The sequence below is a fragment of the Escherichia sp. 93.0816 genome (assembly GCF_013368855.2).
Lineage (GTDB): Bacteria > Pseudomonadota > Gammaproteobacteria > Enterobacterales > Enterobacteriaceae > Escherichia > Escherichia ruysiae.
Genome location: NZ_JABWNC020000006.1, coordinates 140330 through 160096 on the forward strand (window position 1 = coordinate 140330; position 19767 = coordinate 160096).

Genomic DNA, 19767 nt, shown 5'->3' on the forward strand with positions numbered 1-19767 from the left:
GATTTTTCTCCTGTAATTTTCCGGGCTTACTTACCGTTAGCTGTTGCGCTATCAGCAGTACGAATTTTTTGGAACAGCAAAAAGGTAAAAACGATCACCATGCCGAGCGCCGCCATGCCCATCAGCCACATATTGCGGTAGGCTTCTGCTGCGGGCAGAGTGTCTTGCCAGTAACCGATAATTGGGTAAACGAAGACATCCGGCAGGAATCCAATCACTGAACAAATACCCACCGTGGTGCCCATAATGTAAGACGGCGTTCTCGCTTCACCGGGGCAGGCCCAGTACAGCCCGCGTGAGGCGTAGCAGGTGAATCCCAGCAGTAAAATCAGACCAATCCCCATCGCGACCGATTGCGGGTTAGAGTTCGTGACGAGCAGGGCAGTTAACGCCAGCAGGCCGAGTACGGAAAGGATTTGGATCACGCGGGTAGGGGATTTCACTTTGCTGTAGGTGGTGATTATGCCGCCAAGTGGGCCGCACAGCGCGCGGAATATTTTGTTGATCACAATCCCCATGTAGCTCGCCGCCACCAGCGACATGCCGTACATTTCGGTCAGATAGTTGGTGGAGTAACTCAGAATGGCGTAGATGGTGAAGACACCAAAAATCACCATGCTGCAGTACCAGGTGGTGCTGATGCGCAAAACGGCCAGGATGTCGCTAAGCTGGAATGACTGTTTTTCTTCGTTATTGGCACTGCGCAGGCTGTTGTTATCGCTAACAAAAAACCAACACAAAATACCCAGCAGAATGTAAACCACACTGTAGATGATAATGACCGTTTTCAGGCTGGCACTGTCATCCGGAGCAAAGCGGGAAAAGACCCACATGGTAAACACCGCCAGCGACATTACGCCGACGCCGCGCAGTCCTTCCATCCAGCCCATGATCTTCCCTTGCTCGCTATGATCGCCAAGCAACGAGGCGGCTTTAATCGACACCGACCACAGCATTAAAATCGTCGTTATCGCAAACGCGACCTGGATACAAAGCATTACCCATAATGGTGGATATGTTGCCATTATCAGGCCTAATAATCCGGTAATGATCATCGCGGAAGTAATCATTTTGCGATGTGAGAATTTATCGGCAATAACGCCGCTGGGCGCATAAAGAATAATAGCCGCAATACCAAAGGTACTCATTATTAAACCTATCTCGGTATTGCTGAATCCCATAAATTTCGCCATGGGAATTTGATAAATATAACGTAAATAAGCCAGGTCAAAACTAACGCCGCCGCTAAAACTGATTATCGCGAGGGTTATCCAACGGCGATATGAGTTGTGTTGCATATCGTATTCCCATTTGTAATAGACAAAAAAAAGAGAAAAGTAAGCCGCCCTTTCGGGAGGATTACTTTTCTCAGGTCTCTAGTAATTGCGATAAGAAATAACATGGAACACAGGGTTGTTGTGTGAGAGTAATCACGATTCTACTTTTTAAAAACATTTGATAATACAATCATCACACTGTGATTATGGTCACATAAGCGATTATGCCCTTATGATAAAAATTATCTCCAGTTACCAGAGATAATGAGAAAGGTAACTTCCCTCTCGCGGGGGAAGTTACCTTTCTTTTTTTTTGCCTTACGGAAATTGGAGCTAACTATGTCAATCGAATCTCTCAATGCGTTCTCAATGGATTTTTTCTCCCTGAAAGGTAAAACGGCAATTGTTACCGGCGGGAATAGCGGGTTAGGCCAGGCATTTGCGATGGCACTGGCAAAAGCAGGTGCAAATATCTTTATTCCTAGCTTCGTTAAAGATAATGGCGAAACGAAGGAAATGATTGAAAAACAGGGTGTTGAAGTGGACTTCATGCAGGTGGATATCACCGCTGAAGGCGCTCCGCAGAAGATAATCGCCGCCTGTTGTGAGCGTTTTGGCAACGTCGATATTCTGGTCAATAATGCCGGTATTTGTAAGCTGAATAAGGTGCTGGACTTCGGTCGTGCTGACTGGGATCCGATGATTGATGTGAACCTGACAGCAGCATTCGAGTTAAGTTACGAAGCGGCAAAAATTATGATTCCGCAGAAAAGCGGTAAAATCATTAATATCTGTTCCTTGTTCTCTTACTTAGGTGGGCAATGGTCGCCAGCATATTCTGCCACTAAACATGCTCTTGCCGGATTCACCAAAGCCTATTGCGATGAATTAGGTCAATATAATATTCAAGTGAATGGTATAGCCCCGGGATATTACGCGACTGATATTACACTGGCAACGCGCAGTAACCCAGAAACCAATCAGCGCGTTCTTGACCATATTCCAGCAAACCGTTGGGGGGATACTCAGGATTTAATGGGGGCGGCAATATTCCTCGCAAGTCCTGCATCGAATTATGTCAATGGACATTTATTAGTGGTTGATGGCGGTTATTTAGTGCGCTAATCCATAAAGGTGGTTTCTGTTTTTTTATTAATGACTATTCCATTTTTATTATCAGGAAGGAATTATTATGTCTTTATCTCGCGCAGCAATTGTCGACCAGCTAAAGGAAATTGTTGGAACAGATCGCGTTATTACCGATGAAACGGTATTAAAGAAAAACAGCATTGACCGTTTTCGTAAATTTCCGGATATTCATGGTATTTATACTTTGCCAATTCCGGCAGCGGTCGTAAAACTCGGCTCTACAGAGCAAGTGTCCCGTGTTCTGAATTTTATGAATGCGCACAAAATTAACGGCGTGCCGCGTACTGGTGCTTCCGCTACCGAAGGTGGACTGGAAACTGTCGTGGAAAACTCGGTGGTGCTCGACGGCTCCGCCATGAATCAAATCATTAATATTGATATTGATAATATGCAGGCGACGGCGCAATGTGGCGTTCCGCTAGAAGTGCTGGAAAATGCGTTGCGTGAAAAAGGCTACACCACCGGTCACTCTCCGCAGTCAAAACCGCTGGCGCAGATGGGCGGCCTGGTGGCGACTCGCAGTATCGGACAGTTCTCCACACTCTACGGCGCTATTGAGGATATGGTCGTTGGTCTGGAAGCGGTACTGGCAGATGGCACCGTGACACGCATTAAAAACGTGCCACGCCGCGCGGCTGGCCCGGACATTCGTCACATCATCATCGGCAACGAAGGTGCACTGTGCTATATCACTGAAGTTACAGTAAAAATCTTTAAATTCACGCCAGAAAACAACCTTTTCTACGGCTATATCATGGAAGACATGAAAACCGGCTTCAACATCCTGCGTGAAATCATGGTGGAAGGGTATCGTCCGTCGATCGCTCGTTTGTATGACGCTGAAGATGGCACCCAACACTTCACCCATTTTGCCGACGGTAAATGTGTGCTGATCTTTATGGCTGAAGGCAATCCGCGCATCGCACAGGCCACGGGCGAAGGGATTGCGGAAATCGTTGCCCGCTACCCGCAATGCCAGCAGGTGGACAGCAAGCTGATCGAAACCTGGTTTAATCACCTGAACTGGGGACCAGATAAAGTTGCCGCCGAACGCGTGCAGATCCTCAAAACCGGAAATATGGGCTTTACCACCGAAGTCTCCGGTTGCTGGAGCTGCATCCACGAAATTTACGAAAGCGTTATTAACCGTATTCGTACCGAGTTCCCGCACGCCGACGACATCACCATGCTGGGCGGTCACTCCTCTCATAGCTATCAGAACGGCACCAACATGTACTTCGTCTACGACTACAACGTAGTTGACTGTAAGCCGGAAGAGGAAATCGACAAGTACCACAATCCGCTCAACAAAATTATCTGCGAAGAAACCATTCGCCTCGGTGGTTCAATGGTACACCACCACGGTATCGGTAAACATCGCGTTCACTGGAGCAAACTGGAGCACGGCAGCGCGTGGGCGTTGCTGGAAGGGCTGAAAAAGCAGTTCGATCCTAACGGCATTATGAATACGGGTACTATCTATCCGATTGAAAAATAATATGCCAGGCAGCGTCCCGCGATGACGGGGCGTTGCCTTTTCGGCTTCTCAACCGGGAAGCCGTTCTTATTACCGGACAATGAAGGGGTAAAGATGAACACTTCACCGGTGCGAATGGATGATTTACCGCTTAACCGTTTTCACTGTCGAATTGCTGCGCTCACTTTCGGCGCGCACCTGACTGACGGTTATGTTCTTGGCGTCATTGGTTACGCCATTATTCAGCTTACACCTGCTATGCAACTGACGCCTTTTATGGCAGGAATGATTGGCAGCTCGGCGCTGCTTGGCCTGTTTATCGGCAGCCTGGTTCTGGGCTGGATCTCCGACCATATTGGCCGACAAAAAATCTTCACCTTCAGCTTCTTACTGATCACGCTCGCCTCTTTTTTACAATATTTCGCCACTACGCCAGAACAACTGATTGGGCTGCGTATTTTGATCGGCATTGGTCTGGGAGGCGACTACTCAGTAGGCCACACGTTGCTGGCAGAATTTTCCCCGCGCCGCCATCGCGGTATTTTGCTGGGGGCGTTTAGCGTGGTATGGACGGTGGGCTATGTGCTGGCAAGTCTTGCCGGACATCACTTTATTAGCGAAAGCCCGGAAGCCTGGCGCTGGCTGCTGGCTTCTGCGGCGTTGCCAGCCTTGCTGATTACGCTTTTACGCTGGGGAACGCCGGAATCGCCGCGCTGGTTGCTGCGTCAGGGGCGTTTTGCAGAAGCTCACGCTATCGTACATCGCTATTTTGGTTCCCATGTTTTACTGGGCGATGAAGTCGCAACGGCGACCCATAAACACATCAGAACTTTGTTCTCTTCGCGCTACTGGCGGCGCACGGCGTTTAACAGCGTCTTCTTTGTCTGCCTCGTGATCCCATGGTTTGTGATTTATACCTGGCTGCCGACCATCGCCCAGACGATTGGACTGGAAGATGCGCTGACTGCCAGCCTGATGCTTAATGCGTTGTTAATTGTGGGCGCGCTGCTGGGATTAGTTCTGACGCACCTGTTGGCACATCGCAAATTTTTGCTGGGAAGTTTTTTGCTGCTGGCAGTTACGTTAATAGTGATGGCCTGCCAGCCTTCCGGCAGTTCGTTAACGTTACTGCTTTTTGTCCTCTTCAGTACCACCATTTCGGCGGTCAGTAATCTGGTGGGCATTTTGCCTGCAGAAAGTTTTCCCACTGACATTCGCTCGTTGGGCGTCGGTTTTGCTACCGCCATGAGTCGACTCGGCGCGGCGGTAAGTACTGGTCTGCTGCCGTGGGTTCTGGCGCAGTGGGGAATGCAGGTTACCTTATTGCTCCTGGCGGCAGTGTTATTGGTTGGTTTTATCGTGACCTGGCTATGGGCGCCAGAAACTAAAGCACTCCCGCTGGTGGCGGCGGGAAATGCAGGAGGTGCGAATGAACATTCTGTTAGCGTTTAAAGCTGAACCGGATGCCGGAATGCTGGCAGAAAAAGAGTGGCAGGTGGCGGCTCAGGGTGATAGTGGGCCGGATGTTTCGCTGCTACGAAGTTTACTCGGCGCTGATGAACAGGCCGCTGCCGCGCTACTGTTGGCGCAGAGAAAAAGCGGTACGCCGATGTCTTTAACCGCGTTGAGCATGGGCGATGAACGGGCGTTGCACTGGCTGCGCTATCTTACGGCTCTAGGGTTTGAGGACGCGATATTGCTGGAGACAGCGGTAGATCTGCGTTTTGCCCCGGAATTTGTCGCTCGCCATATTGCCGAATGGCAGCGCCTGAATCCGATGGACTTGATTATTACCGGCTGCCAAAGCAGCGAAGGGCAGAACGGGCAAACGCCGTTTTTGCTGGCGGAAATACTGGCCTGGCCCTGTTTCACGCAGGTGGAGCGTTTTACTCTCGACGCGCCATTTATCACTCTCGAACAGCGTACTGAAAACGGGCTGCGTTGTTGCCGTGTCCGCTTACCTACGGTGATTGCCGTGCGTCAGTGTGGCGAAGTCGCTTTGCCTGTACCGGGAATGCGCCAGCGTATGGCGGCGGGGAAAGCGGAGATTACCCGCGAAACTCTTGTCGCAGAAGCGCCAGTGATACAGTGCCTGCAACTGGAAAGGCCGGAGCAACGGCGCGGTGCGACGCTGATTGATGGGCAAACAGCTAAAGAAAAAGCACAAATATTGTGGCGGGATTATTTGCGCCAGAGGATGCAGCCATGAATATCGCCATCGTGACAATCAATCAGGATCATTCCGCAATGGCAGGCTGGCTGGCAGAACAGGATTTCAGCGGTTGTACACTGACGCACTGGCAAATAGAACCACAGCCAATGGTCGCGGAACAGGTGCTGGATGCGCTGGTGGAACAGTGGCAGCGAACGCCTGCGGACGTTGTTCTCTTTCCTCCGGGAACGTCTGGCGATGAGGTGGCAACCCGACTGGCCTGGCGTTTACATGGCGCCAGTATCTGCCAGGTGATTTCTTTGGATATATCTACCGCAAGCGTGCGCAAATCCCACTGGGGAAATGCGCTGACGGCGACGTTGCAAACAGAAAAACGTCCGCTATGTCTTTCTCTGACGCGCCAGGCTGGAGCAGCGAAAAACACTATGTTGCCATCTGGTATGCAGCAACTAAACATTGTCCCCGGCGTACTTCCAGACTGGTTTGTTAGCATCGAAAACCTGAAAAATACTACCCGTGACCCATTAGTAGAAGCCAGACGGGTGCTGGTGGTAGGGCAGGGCGGCGAGGCTGATAGCCATGAAATCGCTATGCTGGCTGAAACGCTGGGCGCCGAAGTGGGCTACAGTCGGGCGCGAGTGATGAATGGTGGTTTTGATGCCGAAAAAGTGATTGGCATTTCCGGGCACTTGCTGGCGCCAGAGATTTGCATTGTTGCCGGGGCGTCCGGCGCGGCAGCGTTAATGGCAGGCGTGCGTAATAGCCAGTTTGTGGTGGCTGTGAATCATGACGCCAGCGCGGCGGTATTTTCACAGGCAGATGTTGGCGTGGTAGATGACTGGAAAGCGGTACTGGAGGCGCTGGTGACAGAATGTTTATAGTGTGCTGCCGGATGCGGCGTGGATGCGTTATCCGGCCTTGTATTATCCCGTCAAATCAGTTTTTTCGCTAACGTCCAGACGCTGGTATTCGTAGTGGAAAGCGCCACCACACCGGCGTTAATCGCATTACGCGCATCTTCTTCATCGCACACCAGCCCGCCAGCAATCAGCGGTTGGCGGATTTTCTCCGTCACCCAGCCCAGCACTTTGGGCATACAGCCAGGCAGGATCTCAATGCAATCCGGGTTCGATTGCGCAACCTGCTTATCAATATTGTGAAACGAAATCGAATCGACAATAAACAGGCGATGAATACAGAAAAAACCTTCCGCTCTTGCCGCTTTCAGCATTGAGGCTTTGGTACTGATAATACCGTCCGCCTCGGTCACCAGTTTCAGAAACTGAATGACGACCTCTTTATTTGACGCGCCTTCCAGCAAATCGACATGAATAAAGGCATATTTCCCGGCATTTTTAATCTTTTTGACGATATGACTGATGGTGCAGATATTGCCGTACAACACGGAAATAAACCGGCATTCAGAATCGATGGCCAGTTGCAGGCTGGCATTATCTTTAACGGCAGCAATCACCGGATTCTGGCGGAGCAGGTGTAAGAGGGGCATAAATTATCCTTATTATTTATCCAAAGCGGTAGGTGATGCCGAATCCGGAAGGCGGATAGCGCCACTGTTGTAGCATTTTTTCATCGCACAACAAACGGCAGGTGCCGCACTCCAGGCAGTTACGATAATCAACGTGCAAATCACCTTCCGGCGTGAGCGAAAAAAGACCTGCCGGGCAGGCGTTAATCAACCGTTCTGCCGTCTGGCGCTCAACGGAGTCCGCCGGAACAATGTGTGGCGCATCAGCAGCGCGCCAGAGATTACGGGCTACAGACATCGCAGACTCCTGATAACATCGCCCGCCAGATGCCACAGGCCATGACGACGTAAATGACGCCAGAGCAACTGGCGCAGCGGTGGAACAGGTTTATCACCCTGATCCCATAAATCGCGGGAAATATCCTGCATTAACGCCGGCCACGCCCGATACCAGCCAGGGCGTTGTAAAAGCGCCGGAACATGCTGATAACGCTGTAGAACATCCCACAGCAGGCTGCGTTCGACGTTGTGATGATAAAGTGGAAACAGATTTTGCGGCTCACGGTGCTGGCAGGCGCTAATCAGCGTTTGTGCTGCTGCCTGCGCACCAGTCAGCGCCATGTCCATGCCGCGCACTGAAATTCCAGTATTGACGCAACTGCGCAACGCATCGCCCACCAGCAACCAGCCGTTACCGGCGTATTGCACCGGCATACTGTGCAGGCCACCTTCTGGCACCAGATGCGCGCCATACTCCAGCGATTCCGTATTTTTGATAAGCGGGCGCACTGCCGGATGCGTTTTAAATCGGGCCAGCAGGTCGCTTGCCGGAACACGGCTTTGTGCAAGGGAAGAGAGCGGGCAAACAATCCCAACTGAGAGCGTTTGTTGATTGGTATAAAGAAATGCGCCGCCGGGCAAGTCATCACAGATTTCGCCGCTGAACAATAGCGCCGCACCTTCGTTATTCTCCAGATGAAAACGTTCTTCAATAAGGGATCTTTCAAGCGACAGAACTTCTTTAATCCCCAGCGCCATCGCTCCGTCAGCAGGGCGGGTAACTAACCCGTGGCGTTCTGCCAGTACGCTATTGGCACCTTCCGCCAGCACCACATAACGGGCGCGGAGAATATCGTCACCACAAATAACGCCACACACTCTGCCGTTTTCTATATGTAGCGCATCCACCGTTGCACCAGGGATGCACTCGACACCTTCTTTCCCGGCTTCAGCCACCAGCCACGGATCGAAGCGAGCGCGTAAGACACTCCAGGATTCACTGCCAGGCTGTAAGCTGGAAAATGTCGTTGCGCCATCCGGCGTTAACAGAGAAAGGCTTTCGTGAGTGATGCGTCGCTCAAGGGGGGCGGTCAGGTTAAATTGGGGGAGGAGTTCCGCGAGCGCATGGGTATATAGCCGTCCGCCGGAAAGATTTTTGCTGCCAGGGATTTCAGCACGTTCCAGTAACAGAACGGATAAGCCCGCTCGCGTGCAGCGTAACGCACAAGCGGTGCCTGCAATGCCGGCACCGATAATAATAATGTCGCAGTCGTCTTCCATGTCGTGCCCCGTATATCCAGAGCGCAACACCCTAACATAGCGTTACTTAAGGGAAATTGACCGCCGACACACTCTTATCATTCGCCGCGATAGATGCAACCTGCGGTGCAGGTTTCTTTCACCATAACTGCACTTAACAGCGGAACAACCGGTTTAACCTGATCCCAAATCCATTTTGCTAAAACCTCGCTGGTCGGGTTTTCCAGGCCAGGAATATCATTGAGATAATAGTGATCGAGGCGATCATAGGTTGGTTTAAATGCCGCTTTCAGTTCAGCGAAATCGATAATCCAGCCCGTATGCGGATCGACTTCCCCGGTAATTTCCAGGCGCACCATAAAAGAGTGCCCGTGAAGGCGACCACATTTATGCCCTTGTGGGACGTGTGGCAAGCGGTGAGCGGCTTCGAAGGTGAAATCTTTAAATAACGTGGTGGACATCATAATTTCTCTACAGGACGACAAAACGGGCGTAGAGTACCGGAAAGCCTGTTTTTTCGCATTATCTAAAATGGGTTTGTTGCGCAAAATAGCCTAATTATCTTAATGATGATCGATATTTATTTAATTTTCATTGGGTTAATAAATCTATTTTGTTGTTAAAGACTATTGCTAAAACAGGTTAGTCGATTTGGTTATTAGTTATCGCTATCCCGTCTTTAATCCACACCGTTCGCCCCGTTAACCTTACCTTCTCTTTTGTTTTATGGGCGCAGACAGGGCGCAGAAACAGCTTTGCTTACTGGAACATAACGACGAATGACGACACAGGCCCCACCTTCCGCTTTGCTTCCGCTGAACCCGGAGCAACTGGCTCGCCTCCAGGCAGCCACTACTGATTTGACACCTACCCAGCTTGCGTGGGTATCCGGCTATTTCTGGGGAATACTTAACCAGCAGCCAGGTACACTTGCAGCTACACCTGCGCCTGGCGCAGAAATGCCGGGTATCACCATCATCTCCGCTTCGCAAACGGGTAATGCTCGCCGGGTCGCTGAAGCGTTACGTGACGACTTATTAACGGCAAAACTGAACGTTAAGCTGGTGAACGCAGGTGACTATAAATTCAAACAAATCGCCAGTGAAAAACTGCTTATCGTGGTGACTTCAACACAAGGGGAAGGGGAACCGCCGGAAGAAGCCGTCGCGCTGCATAAGTTCCTGTTCTCCAAAAAAGCGCCGAAGCTGGAAAATACCGCTTTTGCCGTGTTTAGCCTTGGTGACACCTCTTATGAGTTTTTCTGCCAGTCCGGTAAAGATTTTGACAGCAAGCTGGCGGAACTGGGCGGTGAACGCCTGCTCGACCGTGTTGATGCTGACGTTGAATATCAGGCAGCCGCCAGCGAATGGCGCGCTCGCGTGGTTGATGTTCTGAAGTCCCGCGCGCCTGTTGCGGCACCTTCGCAATCCGTCGCTACTGGCGCGGTAAATGAAATTCACACCAGCCCGTATAGCAAAGAGGCGCCGCTGGTGGCGAGCCTTTCGGTTAACCAGAAAATTACCGGACGCAATTCTGAAAAAGACGTTCGCCATATCGAGATCGATTTAGGTGATTCAGGCCTGCGCTATCAGCCGGGCGACGCGCTGGGCGTCTGGTATCAGAACGATCCAGCACTGGTAAAAGAGATTGTTGAACTGCTGTGGTTGAAAGGCGATGAACCCGTCACCGTTGACGGCAAAACGCTACCGCTGGCAGAAGCCTTACAGTGGCACTTCGAACTGACCGTCAACACCGCGAATATTGTTGAGAACTACGCCACTTTAACGCGCAGTGAAACGCTGCTGCCGCTGGTGGGCGATAAAGCGAAGTTGCAGCATTACGCGGCAACCACGCCAATTGTCGATATGTTGCGTTTCTCTCCAGCGCAACTGGACGCTGATGCATTCATCGGTATTTTGCGCCCACTGACGCCGCGCCTGTATTCCATCGCCTCATCGCAGGCGGAAGTCGAGAGCGAAGTGCACATCACCGTCGGCGTTGTGCGTTATGACGTGGAAGGCCGCGCCCGTGCGGGTGGTGCCTCCAGCTTCCTCGCCGATCGCGTGGAAGAAGAGGGCGAAGTTCGGGTGTTTATCGAACATAACGACAACTTCCGTTTGCCTGCTAACCCCGAAACTCCGGTGATTATGATTGGCCCCGGTACGGGCATCGCGCCGTTCCGCGCCTTTATGCAGCAGCGTGCCGCCGACGAAGCGCCGGGTAAAAACTGGCTGTTCTTTGGTAATCCGCATTTTACGGAAGATTTCCTCTATCAGGTGGAATGGCAGCGTTACGTCAAAGAAGGCGTGCTAACGCGTATTGATCTCGCCTGGTCGCGCGATCAAAAAGAAAAAATTTACGTACAAGACAAACTGCGCGAACAGGGTGCAGAGCTGTGGCGCTGGATCAATGACGGTGCCCACATTTATGTCTGCGGCGACGCCAATCGCATGGCGAAAGACGTTGAACAGGCACTTCTGGAAGTGATTGCCGAATTTGGTGGCATGGACACCGAAGCGGCGGATGAATTTTTAAGTGAGCTGCGCGTTGAGCGCCGTTATCAGCGAGATGTCTACTAATGAGCGAAAAACATCCAGGGCCTTTAGTGGTCGAAGGTAAACTGGCAGACGCGGAGCGCATGAAGCTTGAGAGCAACTACCTGCGCGGCACGATTGCTGAAGATTTAAACGACGGCCTGACAGGCGGCTTTAAAGGCGACAACTTTCTGCTGATCCGTTTCCACGGTATGTATCAGCAGGATGACCGCGATATCCGCGCTGAGCGTGCCGAGCAGAAGCTGGAACCGCGTCACGCGATGATGCTGCGTTGCCGTCTGCCTGGTGGGGTGATCACCACCAGACAATGGCAGGCGATTGATAAATTTGCTGAAGACAACACGATTTACGGCAGCATTCGTCTGACCAACCGCCAGACGTTCCAGTTCCACGGCATTCTGAAAAAGAACGTCAAGCCGGCACACCAGATGCTGCACTCGGTCGGGCTTGATGCGCTGGCAACCGCCAACGACATGAACCGTAACGTGCTTTGCACCTCGAACCCGTTTGAATCGCAGCTGCACGCGGAAGCGTATGAATGGGCGAAGAAAATTTCTGAGCACCTGCTGCCACGTACTCGTGCATATGCGGAGATTTGGCTCGATCAGGAGAAAGTCGCTACCACTGATGAAGAACCGATCCTCGGTCAGACCTATTTACCGCGTAAGTTTAAAACGACGGTAGTGATCCCGCCGCAGAACGACATCGATCTGCACGCCAATGACATGAATTTTGTGGCAATAGCGGAGAACGGCAAGCTGGTTGGCTTCAATTTGCTGGTGGGCGGTGGGCTGTCTATCGAACACGGTAACAAAAAAACCTACGCCCGCACCGCGAGCGAGTTTGGCTATCTGCCGCTGGAGCATACGCTGGCGGTGGCGGAAGCCGTCGTGACGACTCAGCGTGACTGGGGGAATCGAACCGATCGTAAAAATGCCAAAACCAAATACACGCTGGAGCGCGTGGGTGTTGAGACGTTTAAAGCGGAAGTGGAACGTCGCGCGGGGATCAAGTTCGAACCGATCCGTCCGTATGAGTTCACCGGACGCGGCGATCGCATCGGCTGGATTAAAGGTATTGACGACAAATGGCACCTGACGCTGTTTATCGAAAATGGTCGTATTCTCGATTATCCGGGGCGTCCGCTGAAAACCGGCTTGCTGGAGATCGCGAAGATCCACAAAGGCGATTTCCGCATTACGGCGAACCAGAATCTGATCATCGCCGGTGTACCGGAAAGTGATAAAGCGAAGATCGAGAAGATTGCCAAAGAGAGCGGGTTGATGAATGCCGTCACGCCGCAGCGTGAAAACTCAATGGCCTGCGTGTCGTTCCCAACGTGTCCGTTGGCGATGGCCGAAGCTGAGCGATTCCTGCCATCGTTTATCGATAACATCGATAATTTAATGGCGAAACATGGCGTCAGCGATGAGCATATCGTGATGCGTGTGACGGGCTGCCCGAACGGCTGTGGCCGCGCGATGCTGGCGGAAGTGGGCCTGGTGGGTAAAGCGCCGGGTCGCTATAACCTGCATCTCGGCGGCAACCGCATTGGGACACGTATCCCACGGATGTATAAAGAAAACATCACCGAGCCGGAAATCCTGGCGTCGCTTGATGAACTGATTGGGCGCTGGGCGAAAGAGCGCGAAGCGGGTGAAGGCTTCGGCGACTTTACGGTGCGTGCGGGCATCATTCGCCCGGTGCTCGATCCGGCGCGCGATTTGTGGGATTAACCATCAGCCCGGTTTTGTAGGCCTGATAAGACGCGGCAGCATCGCATCAGGCAATGTGGCACCTTTTGCCGGATGTGGCGTAAACGCCTTATTCGACCTACTTAACCAGCAAGGCAAACAGTGAGGAATCTATGTCCAGACTCGATCTAAACGCCCTGAACGAACTACCGAAGGTAGAGCGCATTCTGGCACTGGCAGAAACTAACGCCCAACTGGAAAATCTGGACGCTGAAGGCCGCGTTGCCTGGGCGCTGGAAAATCTGCCCGGTGAATATGTGCTCTCTTCCAGTTTCGGCATTCAGGCAGCGGTGAGCCTGCATCTGGTGAACCAGATTCGCCCGGATATTCCGGTGATCCTCACCGATACTGGTTATCTGTTCCCGGAAACCTACCGCTTTATTGATGAGTTAACGGACAAACTCAAACTGAACCTGAAGGTCTACAGGGCAAAAGAAAGCGCCGCCTGGCAGGAAGCGCGCTACGGTAAACTGTGGGAGCAGGGTGTTGATGGCATTGAAAAATACAATGAGATCAACAAAGTCGAACCCATGAACCGGGCGCTGAAAGAGCTGAATGCGCAAACCTGGTTTGCAGGATTACGCCGTGAACAATCTGGCAGCCGCGCCAATTTACCGGTGCTGGCTATCCAGCGTGGCGTATTTAAAGTGCTGCCGATTATAGACTGGGATAACCGAACTATTTATCAGTATCTGCAAAAACATGGCCTGAAATATCACCCATTATGGGATGAAGGATATTTATCGGTCGGTGATACTCATACAACCCGTAAATGGGAACCCGGCATGGCGGAAGAAGAAACGCGTTTCTTTGGCTTAAAAAGGGAATGTGGATTACACGAAGGGTAAATGTTATCCGGATAAATTAAACGCCTCTGTCAGAAATGATGGGGGCGTTTTTATTTTGCGAGCAGCATTCCGGCATTTAAACGTGAACGTCGCAGGGAGAATCAACAGGTATAGAATGGTGTCGGGTGCTTGAGGCTGTCTGGCGTTAAGCATTCGCGAGGTTCCAGATGGACAAAAGCCCCAGGCGATATTTCTATCAACCTGAGGCCAGCGTTCGAACGTAGCAATTCGGATGTTAGTCTCTTCTTTGCAGGGAGGCAAGACATGCTGACAAAATATGCCCTTGTGGCAATCATAGTGCTGTGTTTTACAGTACTGGGATTCACGCTGATGGTAGGCGACTCGTTGTGTGAGTTGAGTATCAGAGAACGTGGTATGGAGTTTAAGGCAGTTCTCGCTTACGAATCGAAGAAGTAGCCACCACGCGGGGGTAAAACCCCGCGTATTGAATTGTGATGGTTTGGTCTCCTGCACCCTTTTTTTAAAATTTATATTTTTATGTGAATATATTGTCTCTGTTTATTATTATGAATTTCAAATGAAAATCATCAATTTATTCATAATACAAATGTTTTATTGGCTGGTATATATCACAGATAATTTTTAATATATGCGTAAATATCCTTTAAGTTTACTGAAGGATAAAAATATTGTGACTTTCTTTGATTTCTGGGGAAAAACCCGACGCGGCGAGAAAGACGGGGGCGATGACTATCATCTTCTTTGCTGGCATTCGCTGGATGTAGCCGCGATGGGCTATTTAATGGTTAAAAGAAATTGCTTCGGGCTGGCTGGCTATTTTCGTCAATTAGGTATTTTAGATAAGGAACAGGCCGCACAATTTTTCGCCTGGTTGTTGTGCTGGCACGATACTGGAAAATTTGCCCGCTCTTTTCAGCAACTTTACCTGCACCCTGAACTCAAGATTCCGGAAGGTTCCAGAAAGAATTACGAAAAGATCTCTCATTCAACGCTGGGTTACTGGCTGTGGAATCATTATTTAAGTGAATGTGAGGAGTTACTTCCTTCATCTTCGCTCTCTCCGCGCAAACTTAGGCGAGTGATAGAAATGTGGATGCCCGTGACGACAGGGCATCATGGTCGTCCGCCAGACCGTATTGATGAACTGGATAATTTTCTGCCTGAAGACAAAGCTGCCGCGCGAGATTTTCTCCTTGCAATCAAATTATTGTTTCCGCTCATTGAGATCCCCGTATTCTGGGATGATGACGAGGGTGTTGAACTTTTAAAACAACTTTCCTGGTATATCTCTGCAACCGTCGTACTTGCAGACTGGACGGGATCGTCAACGCAGTTTTTTCCACGCGTCGCACACGCAATGCCTATCGCGGAGTACTGGCAACGGGCGCAGGATCAAGCTCAAAACGCATTAACCGTCTTTCCGACACAATCTGAAACCGCGCCTTTTACCGGGATAAAAACACTATTTCCTTTTATTGAGCACCTGACACCGTTACAGCAAAAGGTACTGGATCTGGATATCAGCCAGCCTGGACCGCAGTTATTTATTCTGGAAGATGTAACAGGAGCAGGCAAAACAGAAGCGGCGCTTATCCTGGCGCACAGATTGATGGCTGCGGGTAAAGCTCAGGGGCTGTTTTTTGGCCTGCCAACAATGGCAACGGCTAATGCCATGTACGATCGGCTGGTCAAAACCTGGCTTGCTTTCTATTCGCCAGAATCCCGCCCCAGCCTGGTGCTGGCACACAGTGCCCGCACATTAATGGACCGCTTTAATGAATCACTCTGGTCCGGTGATTTAGTCGGGTCAGAGGAACCGGATGAACAAGCGTTCAGTCAGGGATGTGCCGCCTGGTTTGCCGACAGTAATAAGAAGGCTTTACTGGCTGAAATTGGCGTCGGCACGTTGGATCAGGCGATGATGGCGGTGATGCCGTTCAAACATAATAATCTGCGGCTTCTTGGGTTAAGTAACAAAATCCTGCTGGCTGATGAGATCCACGCCTGTGACGCTTACATGTCGTGCATTCTTGAAGGGCTGATCGAGCGGCAGGCGCGTGGCGGAAACAGCATTATTTTGCTTTCTGCCACGCTATCTCAACAACAGCGCGACAAACTCGTCGCCGCCTTTGCGCGTGGCGCAGAGGGCCAGCAAGAAGCTCCGTTGCTGGAAAAAGATAGTTACCCCTGGCTGACGCATGTCACGAAATCGGATGTGAATTCACACCGGGTAGCGACGCGCAAAGACGTTGAGCGTCGCGTGAGCGTGGGTTGGCTCCATAGCGAACAAGCGTGTATTGCGCGTATCGAATCGGCGGTAAGCCAGGGGAAATGTATCGCCTGGATTCGGAATTCTGTTGATGACGCTATTCAGGTTTATCATCAGTTAATTGCTCGCAGCGTCATTCCTGCTTCTAGCCTTTCACTTTTTCATAGCCGCTTTGCTTTTAGAGATCGCCAGCGAATTGAAACGGAGACGCTGTCGCGCTTTGGCAAAGACGACAGCTCACAACGTGCCGGAAAAGTCCTTATTTGTACTCAGGTATTAGAGCAGAGCGTCGATTGCGATCTGGACGAAATGATTTCCGACCTTGCCCCCATTGATTTGCTGATCCAGCGAGCGGGGCGATTACAGCGGCATATTCGCGATATTAACGGTCAGTTAAAGCGTGACGGAAAAGATGAGCGTTCATCTCCTGAACTGCTGATTCTGGCACCCGTCTGGGACGACTCTCCGGGTGACGAATGGTTTGGCAGTGCCATGCGTAACAGTGCATTTGTCTATCCCGATCATGGGCGAATCTGGCTGACGCAGCGCGTACTGCGTGAGCAAGGCGCTATTCAGATGCCTCACTCAGCCCGACTTCTTATTGAATCCGTCTACGGTGAGGACGTGGTAATGCCGGAAGGGTTTGCCCGCAGCGAGCAGGAGCAAGTGGGCAAATATTACTGCGATCGCGCAATGGCTAAAAAGTTTGTGCTGAACTTCAGGCCCGGCTATGCCGCCAATATCAACGATTACCTCCCGGAAAAACTGTCAACACGTCTGGCTGAGGAGTCTGTTTCCCTGTGGCTGACTACCTGTATTGACGGTGTGGTGAAGCCTTATGCCACCGGTGCTCACGCATGGGAAATGAGTGTTGTCAGAGTGCGTCGAAGCTGGTGGAAAAAACATCGCGATGAGTTTTCTTTACTGGAAGGGGAAGCGTTCAGGCAGTGGTGCAGTGAACAGCGGCAAGATCCGGAGATGGCAAACGTGATTTTAGTCACCGATGACGAAAGTTGTGGGTATTCGGCTACGGAGGGATTGATTGGCAAGATTGCTTGAGATGTCTGCGACAGGACTCTTTGAATAGTTGATACACCGAAAAGGATGGAATGATGGACAACCGACCTGGGATGGTCTTTTTTACGAGAGGATGCGTATGAACTCGTTTTCACTTCTGACAACCCCGTGGTTGCCCGTTCGTTATAAAGACGGAACGACAGGCAAGCTGGCACCAGTCGATCTGGCTGATGAACATGTTGTCGATATCGCCGCGCCGCGAGCAGATTTACAAGGTGCGGCGTGGCAGTTTTTACTGGGGCTACTACAAAGCAGTTTCGCGCCAAAAGATCATCGTCGTTGGGATGATATCTGGGAAGACGGGCTGGAAGTCGAAAAGCTACGGGAAGCATTGCTGTCATTAGAGCACGCTTTCCAGTTTGGCCCTGAATCCCCTTCATTTATGCAGGATTTTGAGGCGCTCACGGGTGATAAAGTTCCGGTCGCTTCGCTACTGCCTGAAATTCCCGGTTCTCAAACGACGAAGTTTAATAAAGACCATTTTATCAAGCGTGGTGTAACGGAATATCTGTGCTCCCATTGCTTAGCATTGGCCTTGTTCTCTTTACAATTGAATGCACCAGCGGGTGGCAAAGGCTATCGCACCGGTTTGCGCGGCGGTGGGCCGATGACCACTCTGATTGAGTTACAGGAATATCAGGGCAATCAGCAAACTCCCTTGTGGCGCAAACTGTGGCTCAACGTGATGCCGCAGGATGAAGCCGACTTACCGCTACCCAAAAAATTTGATGATCTGGTTTTCCCATGGCTTGGCCCGACGCGTACCAGCGAACTGGCCGGTGCTGTAGTAACCGATGATCAGGTCAATAAACTCCAGGCGTACTGGGGAATGCCGCGACGTATTCGTATTGATTTTAATACCACGACAGTCGGCAACTGCGATATTTGCGGTGAGCAGAACGACGCGCTTCTGAGCCTGATGACGACCAAAAATTATGGTGCCAATTATGCCATGTGGCAGCACCCCTTAACGCCCTATCGTGTACCGCTTAAAGAGGGGGGCGAGTTTTACTCGGTCAAACCACAACCTGGCGGTTTAATCTGGCGCGACTGGTTAGGCCTTATCGAAACGGGTAAGTCAGAAAATAATAAAGAATTTCCGGCGCTGGTGGTGAAACTCTTTAATGCAAGCAATCTGAAGCAGGCAAAAGTGGGCTTATGGGGATTTGGTTATGATTTCGACAACATGAAAGCCCGCTGTTGGTACGAACACCATTTCCCGCTATTGCTCAATAAAAAAGAAGGCCAGATACCGAAGCTGCGGCTAGCTGCGCAAACGGCTTCACGGATTCTAAGTCTGTTACGCAGTGCACTGAAAGAAGCATGGTTCTCCGATCCGAAAGGTGCTCGGGGTGATTTTAGTTTTGTGGATATCGACTTCTGGAACAAAACTCAGCATCGCTTCCTGAGGTTAGTGCGCAACATTGAAGAAGGTCAGGATCCAGATGAATTACTCAGCAAATGGCAAAAGGAGATTTGGTTATTCGCGCGTCAGGATTTTGACGATCGCGTTTTTACCAATCCTTATGAAGCCGTCGATTTGAAACGCGTTATGACCGCACGCAAGAAATATTTTACAACATCGGCGGAGAAGCAAAATGCTAAGGCCGCCAGGGAGAAAAAGCAGGAGGCTGCTGAATGAATATTGTAAAAGAGGAGCACAAAGCCACGCTGCGTAAATGGCACGAAGAGTTGCAGGCCAAACGCGGCAATCGTGCCAGTCTGCGGCGTAGCACAACGGTTAATGATGTTTGTCTGTCAGATGGGTTTCGTTCTCTGCTGATGCAGACCCACACTTTGTGGAAAATTGAAGCACAAGAGTGGCGTTTTACCGCACTGGCGCTGGTCGCCGCCGTTGCCGCCAATGTAAAAGCCATTGATGAACGGCAACATTTTGCCGCGCAGCTGGCGGCGGTCATGTCAGAGGGGCGTTTTACTCGCCTTTCGGCAGTCAAAACGCCGGATGATTTACTGCGTCAGTTACGCCGCGCAGTCAAATTATTAAACGGTTCCGTCAATCTTAGCTCTTTGGCAGACGATATTTTCCGCTGGTGCCAGGAGAGCGATGACCTGCTCAATCATCACCGCCGCCAGCAGCGGCCAACCGAATTTATCCGTATCCGCTGGGCGCTGGAATATTACCAGGCCGGCGACGCCGATAACGAACAAAATCAATAAAGG

At 51.1% G+C, this 19767-nt stretch carries 17 protein-coding genes; 12 read left to right on the forward strand and 5 right to left on the reverse strand.

All coding sequences use genetic code 11. The annotated features are described in order from the left end of the window. Positions 1 to 26 precede the first annotated feature (26 nt). On the reverse strand, positions 27 to 1298 hold the full coding sequence (locus HEM79_RS09505; protein ID WP_176241689.1) for an MFS transporter: 1272 nt from the start codon (positions 1296 to 1298) through the stop codon (positions 27 to 29). Positions 1299 to 1616: 318 nt separating this feature from the next. Between HEM79_RS09505 and HEM79_RS09510 the strand changes: the two genes are divergently transcribed. The 5 genes from HEM79_RS09510 to HEM79_RS09530 all read left to right on the forward strand — a co-directional run bounded on the left by HEM79_RS09510 (position 1617) and on the right by HEM79_RS09530 (position 6957). Then, positions 1617 to 2402 carry an SDR family oxidoreductase gene (locus HEM79_RS09510; protein WP_176241706.1) on the forward strand — a complete coding sequence of 262 codons (786 nt, stop codon included), beginning with the start codon at positions 1617 to 1619 and terminating at the stop codon, positions 2400 to 2402. A gap of 67 nt (positions 2403 to 2469) precedes the next feature. After that, positions 2470 to 3924: an FAD-binding oxidoreductase gene (locus HEM79_RS09515; RefSeq protein ID WP_176241688.1), complete on the forward strand. Its 1455-nt coding sequence runs from the start codon at positions 2470 to 2472 to the stop codon at positions 3922 to 3924. 93 nt (positions 3925 to 4017) lie between these two features. After that, positions 4018 to 5355 carry an MFS transporter gene (locus HEM79_RS09520; RefSeq protein ID WP_176241687.1) on the forward strand — a complete coding sequence of 446 codons (1338 nt, stop codon included), beginning with the start codon at positions 4018 to 4020 and terminating at the stop codon, positions 5353 to 5355. Continuing rightward, entirely contained in the window at positions 5333 to 6112 is a 780-nt protein-coding gene (locus HEM79_RS09525) for an electron transfer flavoprotein subunit beta/FixA family protein (RefSeq protein ID WP_176241686.1), read from the forward strand. Before HEM79_RS09520 ends, HEM79_RS09525 begins: the two co-directional genes overlap by 23 nt. Then, the gene (locus HEM79_RS09530; RefSeq protein ID WP_176241685.1) at positions 6109 to 6957 is read left to right on the forward strand and encodes an electron transfer flavoprotein subunit alpha/FixB family protein; all 849 of its coding nucleotides are present in this window, start codon (positions 6109 to 6111) and stop codon (positions 6955 to 6957) included. Before HEM79_RS09525 ends, HEM79_RS09530 begins: the two co-directional genes overlap by 4 nt. Before the next feature lie 50 nt (positions 6958 to 7007). On the opposite strand, the gene HEM79_RS09535 is transcribed toward HEM79_RS09530, so the two are convergent. The 4 genes from HEM79_RS09535 to queD form a co-directional block, all read right to left on the reverse strand. Beyond that, a complete protein-coding gene (locus tag HEM79_RS09535; protein WP_176241684.1) occupies positions 7008 to 7583 on the reverse strand; it encodes a glycerol-3-phosphate responsive antiterminator in 576 nt (191 codons plus the stop codon). Between the two features lie 16 nt (positions 7584 to 7599). Then, complete coding sequence (locus HEM79_RS09540) at positions 7600 to 7860, reverse strand: ferredoxin family protein (RefSeq protein WP_176241683.1); 261 nt, start codon at positions 7858 to 7860, stop codon at positions 7600 to 7602. Next, positions 7851 to 9122, reverse strand: a complete 1272-nt coding sequence (locus tag HEM79_RS09545) for an FAD-dependent oxidoreductase (protein WP_176241682.1) — start codon at positions 9120 to 9122, stop codon at positions 7851 to 7853. Before HEM79_RS09545 ends, HEM79_RS09540 begins: the two co-directional genes overlap by 10 nt. Positions 9123 to 9199: 77 nt before the next feature. Next, positions 9200 to 9565 (reverse strand): 6-carboxytetrahydropterin synthase QueD, encoded by a 366-nt coding sequence (gene queD / locus HEM79_RS09550; RefSeq protein WP_016159619.1) that lies wholly within the window; start codon positions 9563 to 9565, stop codon positions 9200 to 9202. A 315-nt stretch (positions 9566 to 9880) separates the two neighbouring features. On the opposite strand from queD, the gene cysJ reads away from it, so the two are divergent. The 7 genes from cysJ (at position 9881) to casB (ending at position 19764) form a co-directional block, all read left to right on the forward strand. Then, a complete protein-coding gene (gene cysJ, locus HEM79_RS09555) occupies positions 9881 to 11680 on the forward strand; it encodes an NADPH-dependent assimilatory sulfite reductase flavoprotein subunit (protein ID WP_176241681.1) in 1800 nt (599 codons plus the stop codon). After that, complete coding sequence (gene cysI / locus HEM79_RS09560; RefSeq protein ID WP_176241680.1) at positions 11680 to 13392, forward strand: assimilatory sulfite reductase (NADPH) hemoprotein subunit; 1713 nt, start codon at positions 11680 to 11682, stop codon at positions 13390 to 13392. Before cysJ ends, cysI begins: the two co-directional genes overlap by 1 nt. A 131-nt stretch (positions 13393 to 13523) precedes the next feature. Next, complete coding sequence (gene cysH, locus HEM79_RS09565) at positions 13524 to 14258, forward strand: phosphoadenosine phosphosulfate reductase (RefSeq protein ID WP_176241679.1); 735 nt, start codon at positions 13524 to 13526, stop codon at positions 14256 to 14258. A gap of 264 nt (positions 14259 to 14522) precedes the next feature. Then, positions 14523 to 14675 (forward strand): Hok/Gef family protein, encoded by a 153-nt coding sequence (locus tag HEM79_RS09570; protein ID WP_000956460.1) that lies wholly within the window; start codon positions 14523 to 14525, stop codon positions 14673 to 14675. Between the two features lie 193 nt (positions 14676 to 14868). Next, the gene (gene cas3, locus HEM79_RS09575; protein WP_176241678.1) at positions 14869 to 17568 is read left to right on the forward strand and encodes a CRISPR-associated helicase Cas3'; all 2700 of its coding nucleotides are present in this window, start codon (positions 14869 to 14871) and stop codon (positions 17566 to 17568) included. Positions 17569 to 17665: 97 nt separating this feature from the next. Continuing rightward, on the forward strand, positions 17666 to 19228 hold the full coding sequence (casA, locus tag HEM79_RS09580; RefSeq protein ID WP_176241677.1) for a type I-E CRISPR-associated protein Cse1/CasA: 1563 nt from the start codon (positions 17666 to 17668) through the stop codon (positions 19226 to 19228). Next, positions 19225 to 19764 carry a type I-E CRISPR-associated protein Cse2/CasB gene (gene casB / locus HEM79_RS09585; protein ID WP_176241676.1) on the forward strand — a complete coding sequence of 180 codons (540 nt, stop codon included), beginning with the start codon at positions 19225 to 19227 and terminating at the stop codon, positions 19762 to 19764. Before casA ends, casB begins: the two co-directional genes overlap by 4 nt. Positions 19765 to 19767 lie beyond the last annotated feature (3 nt).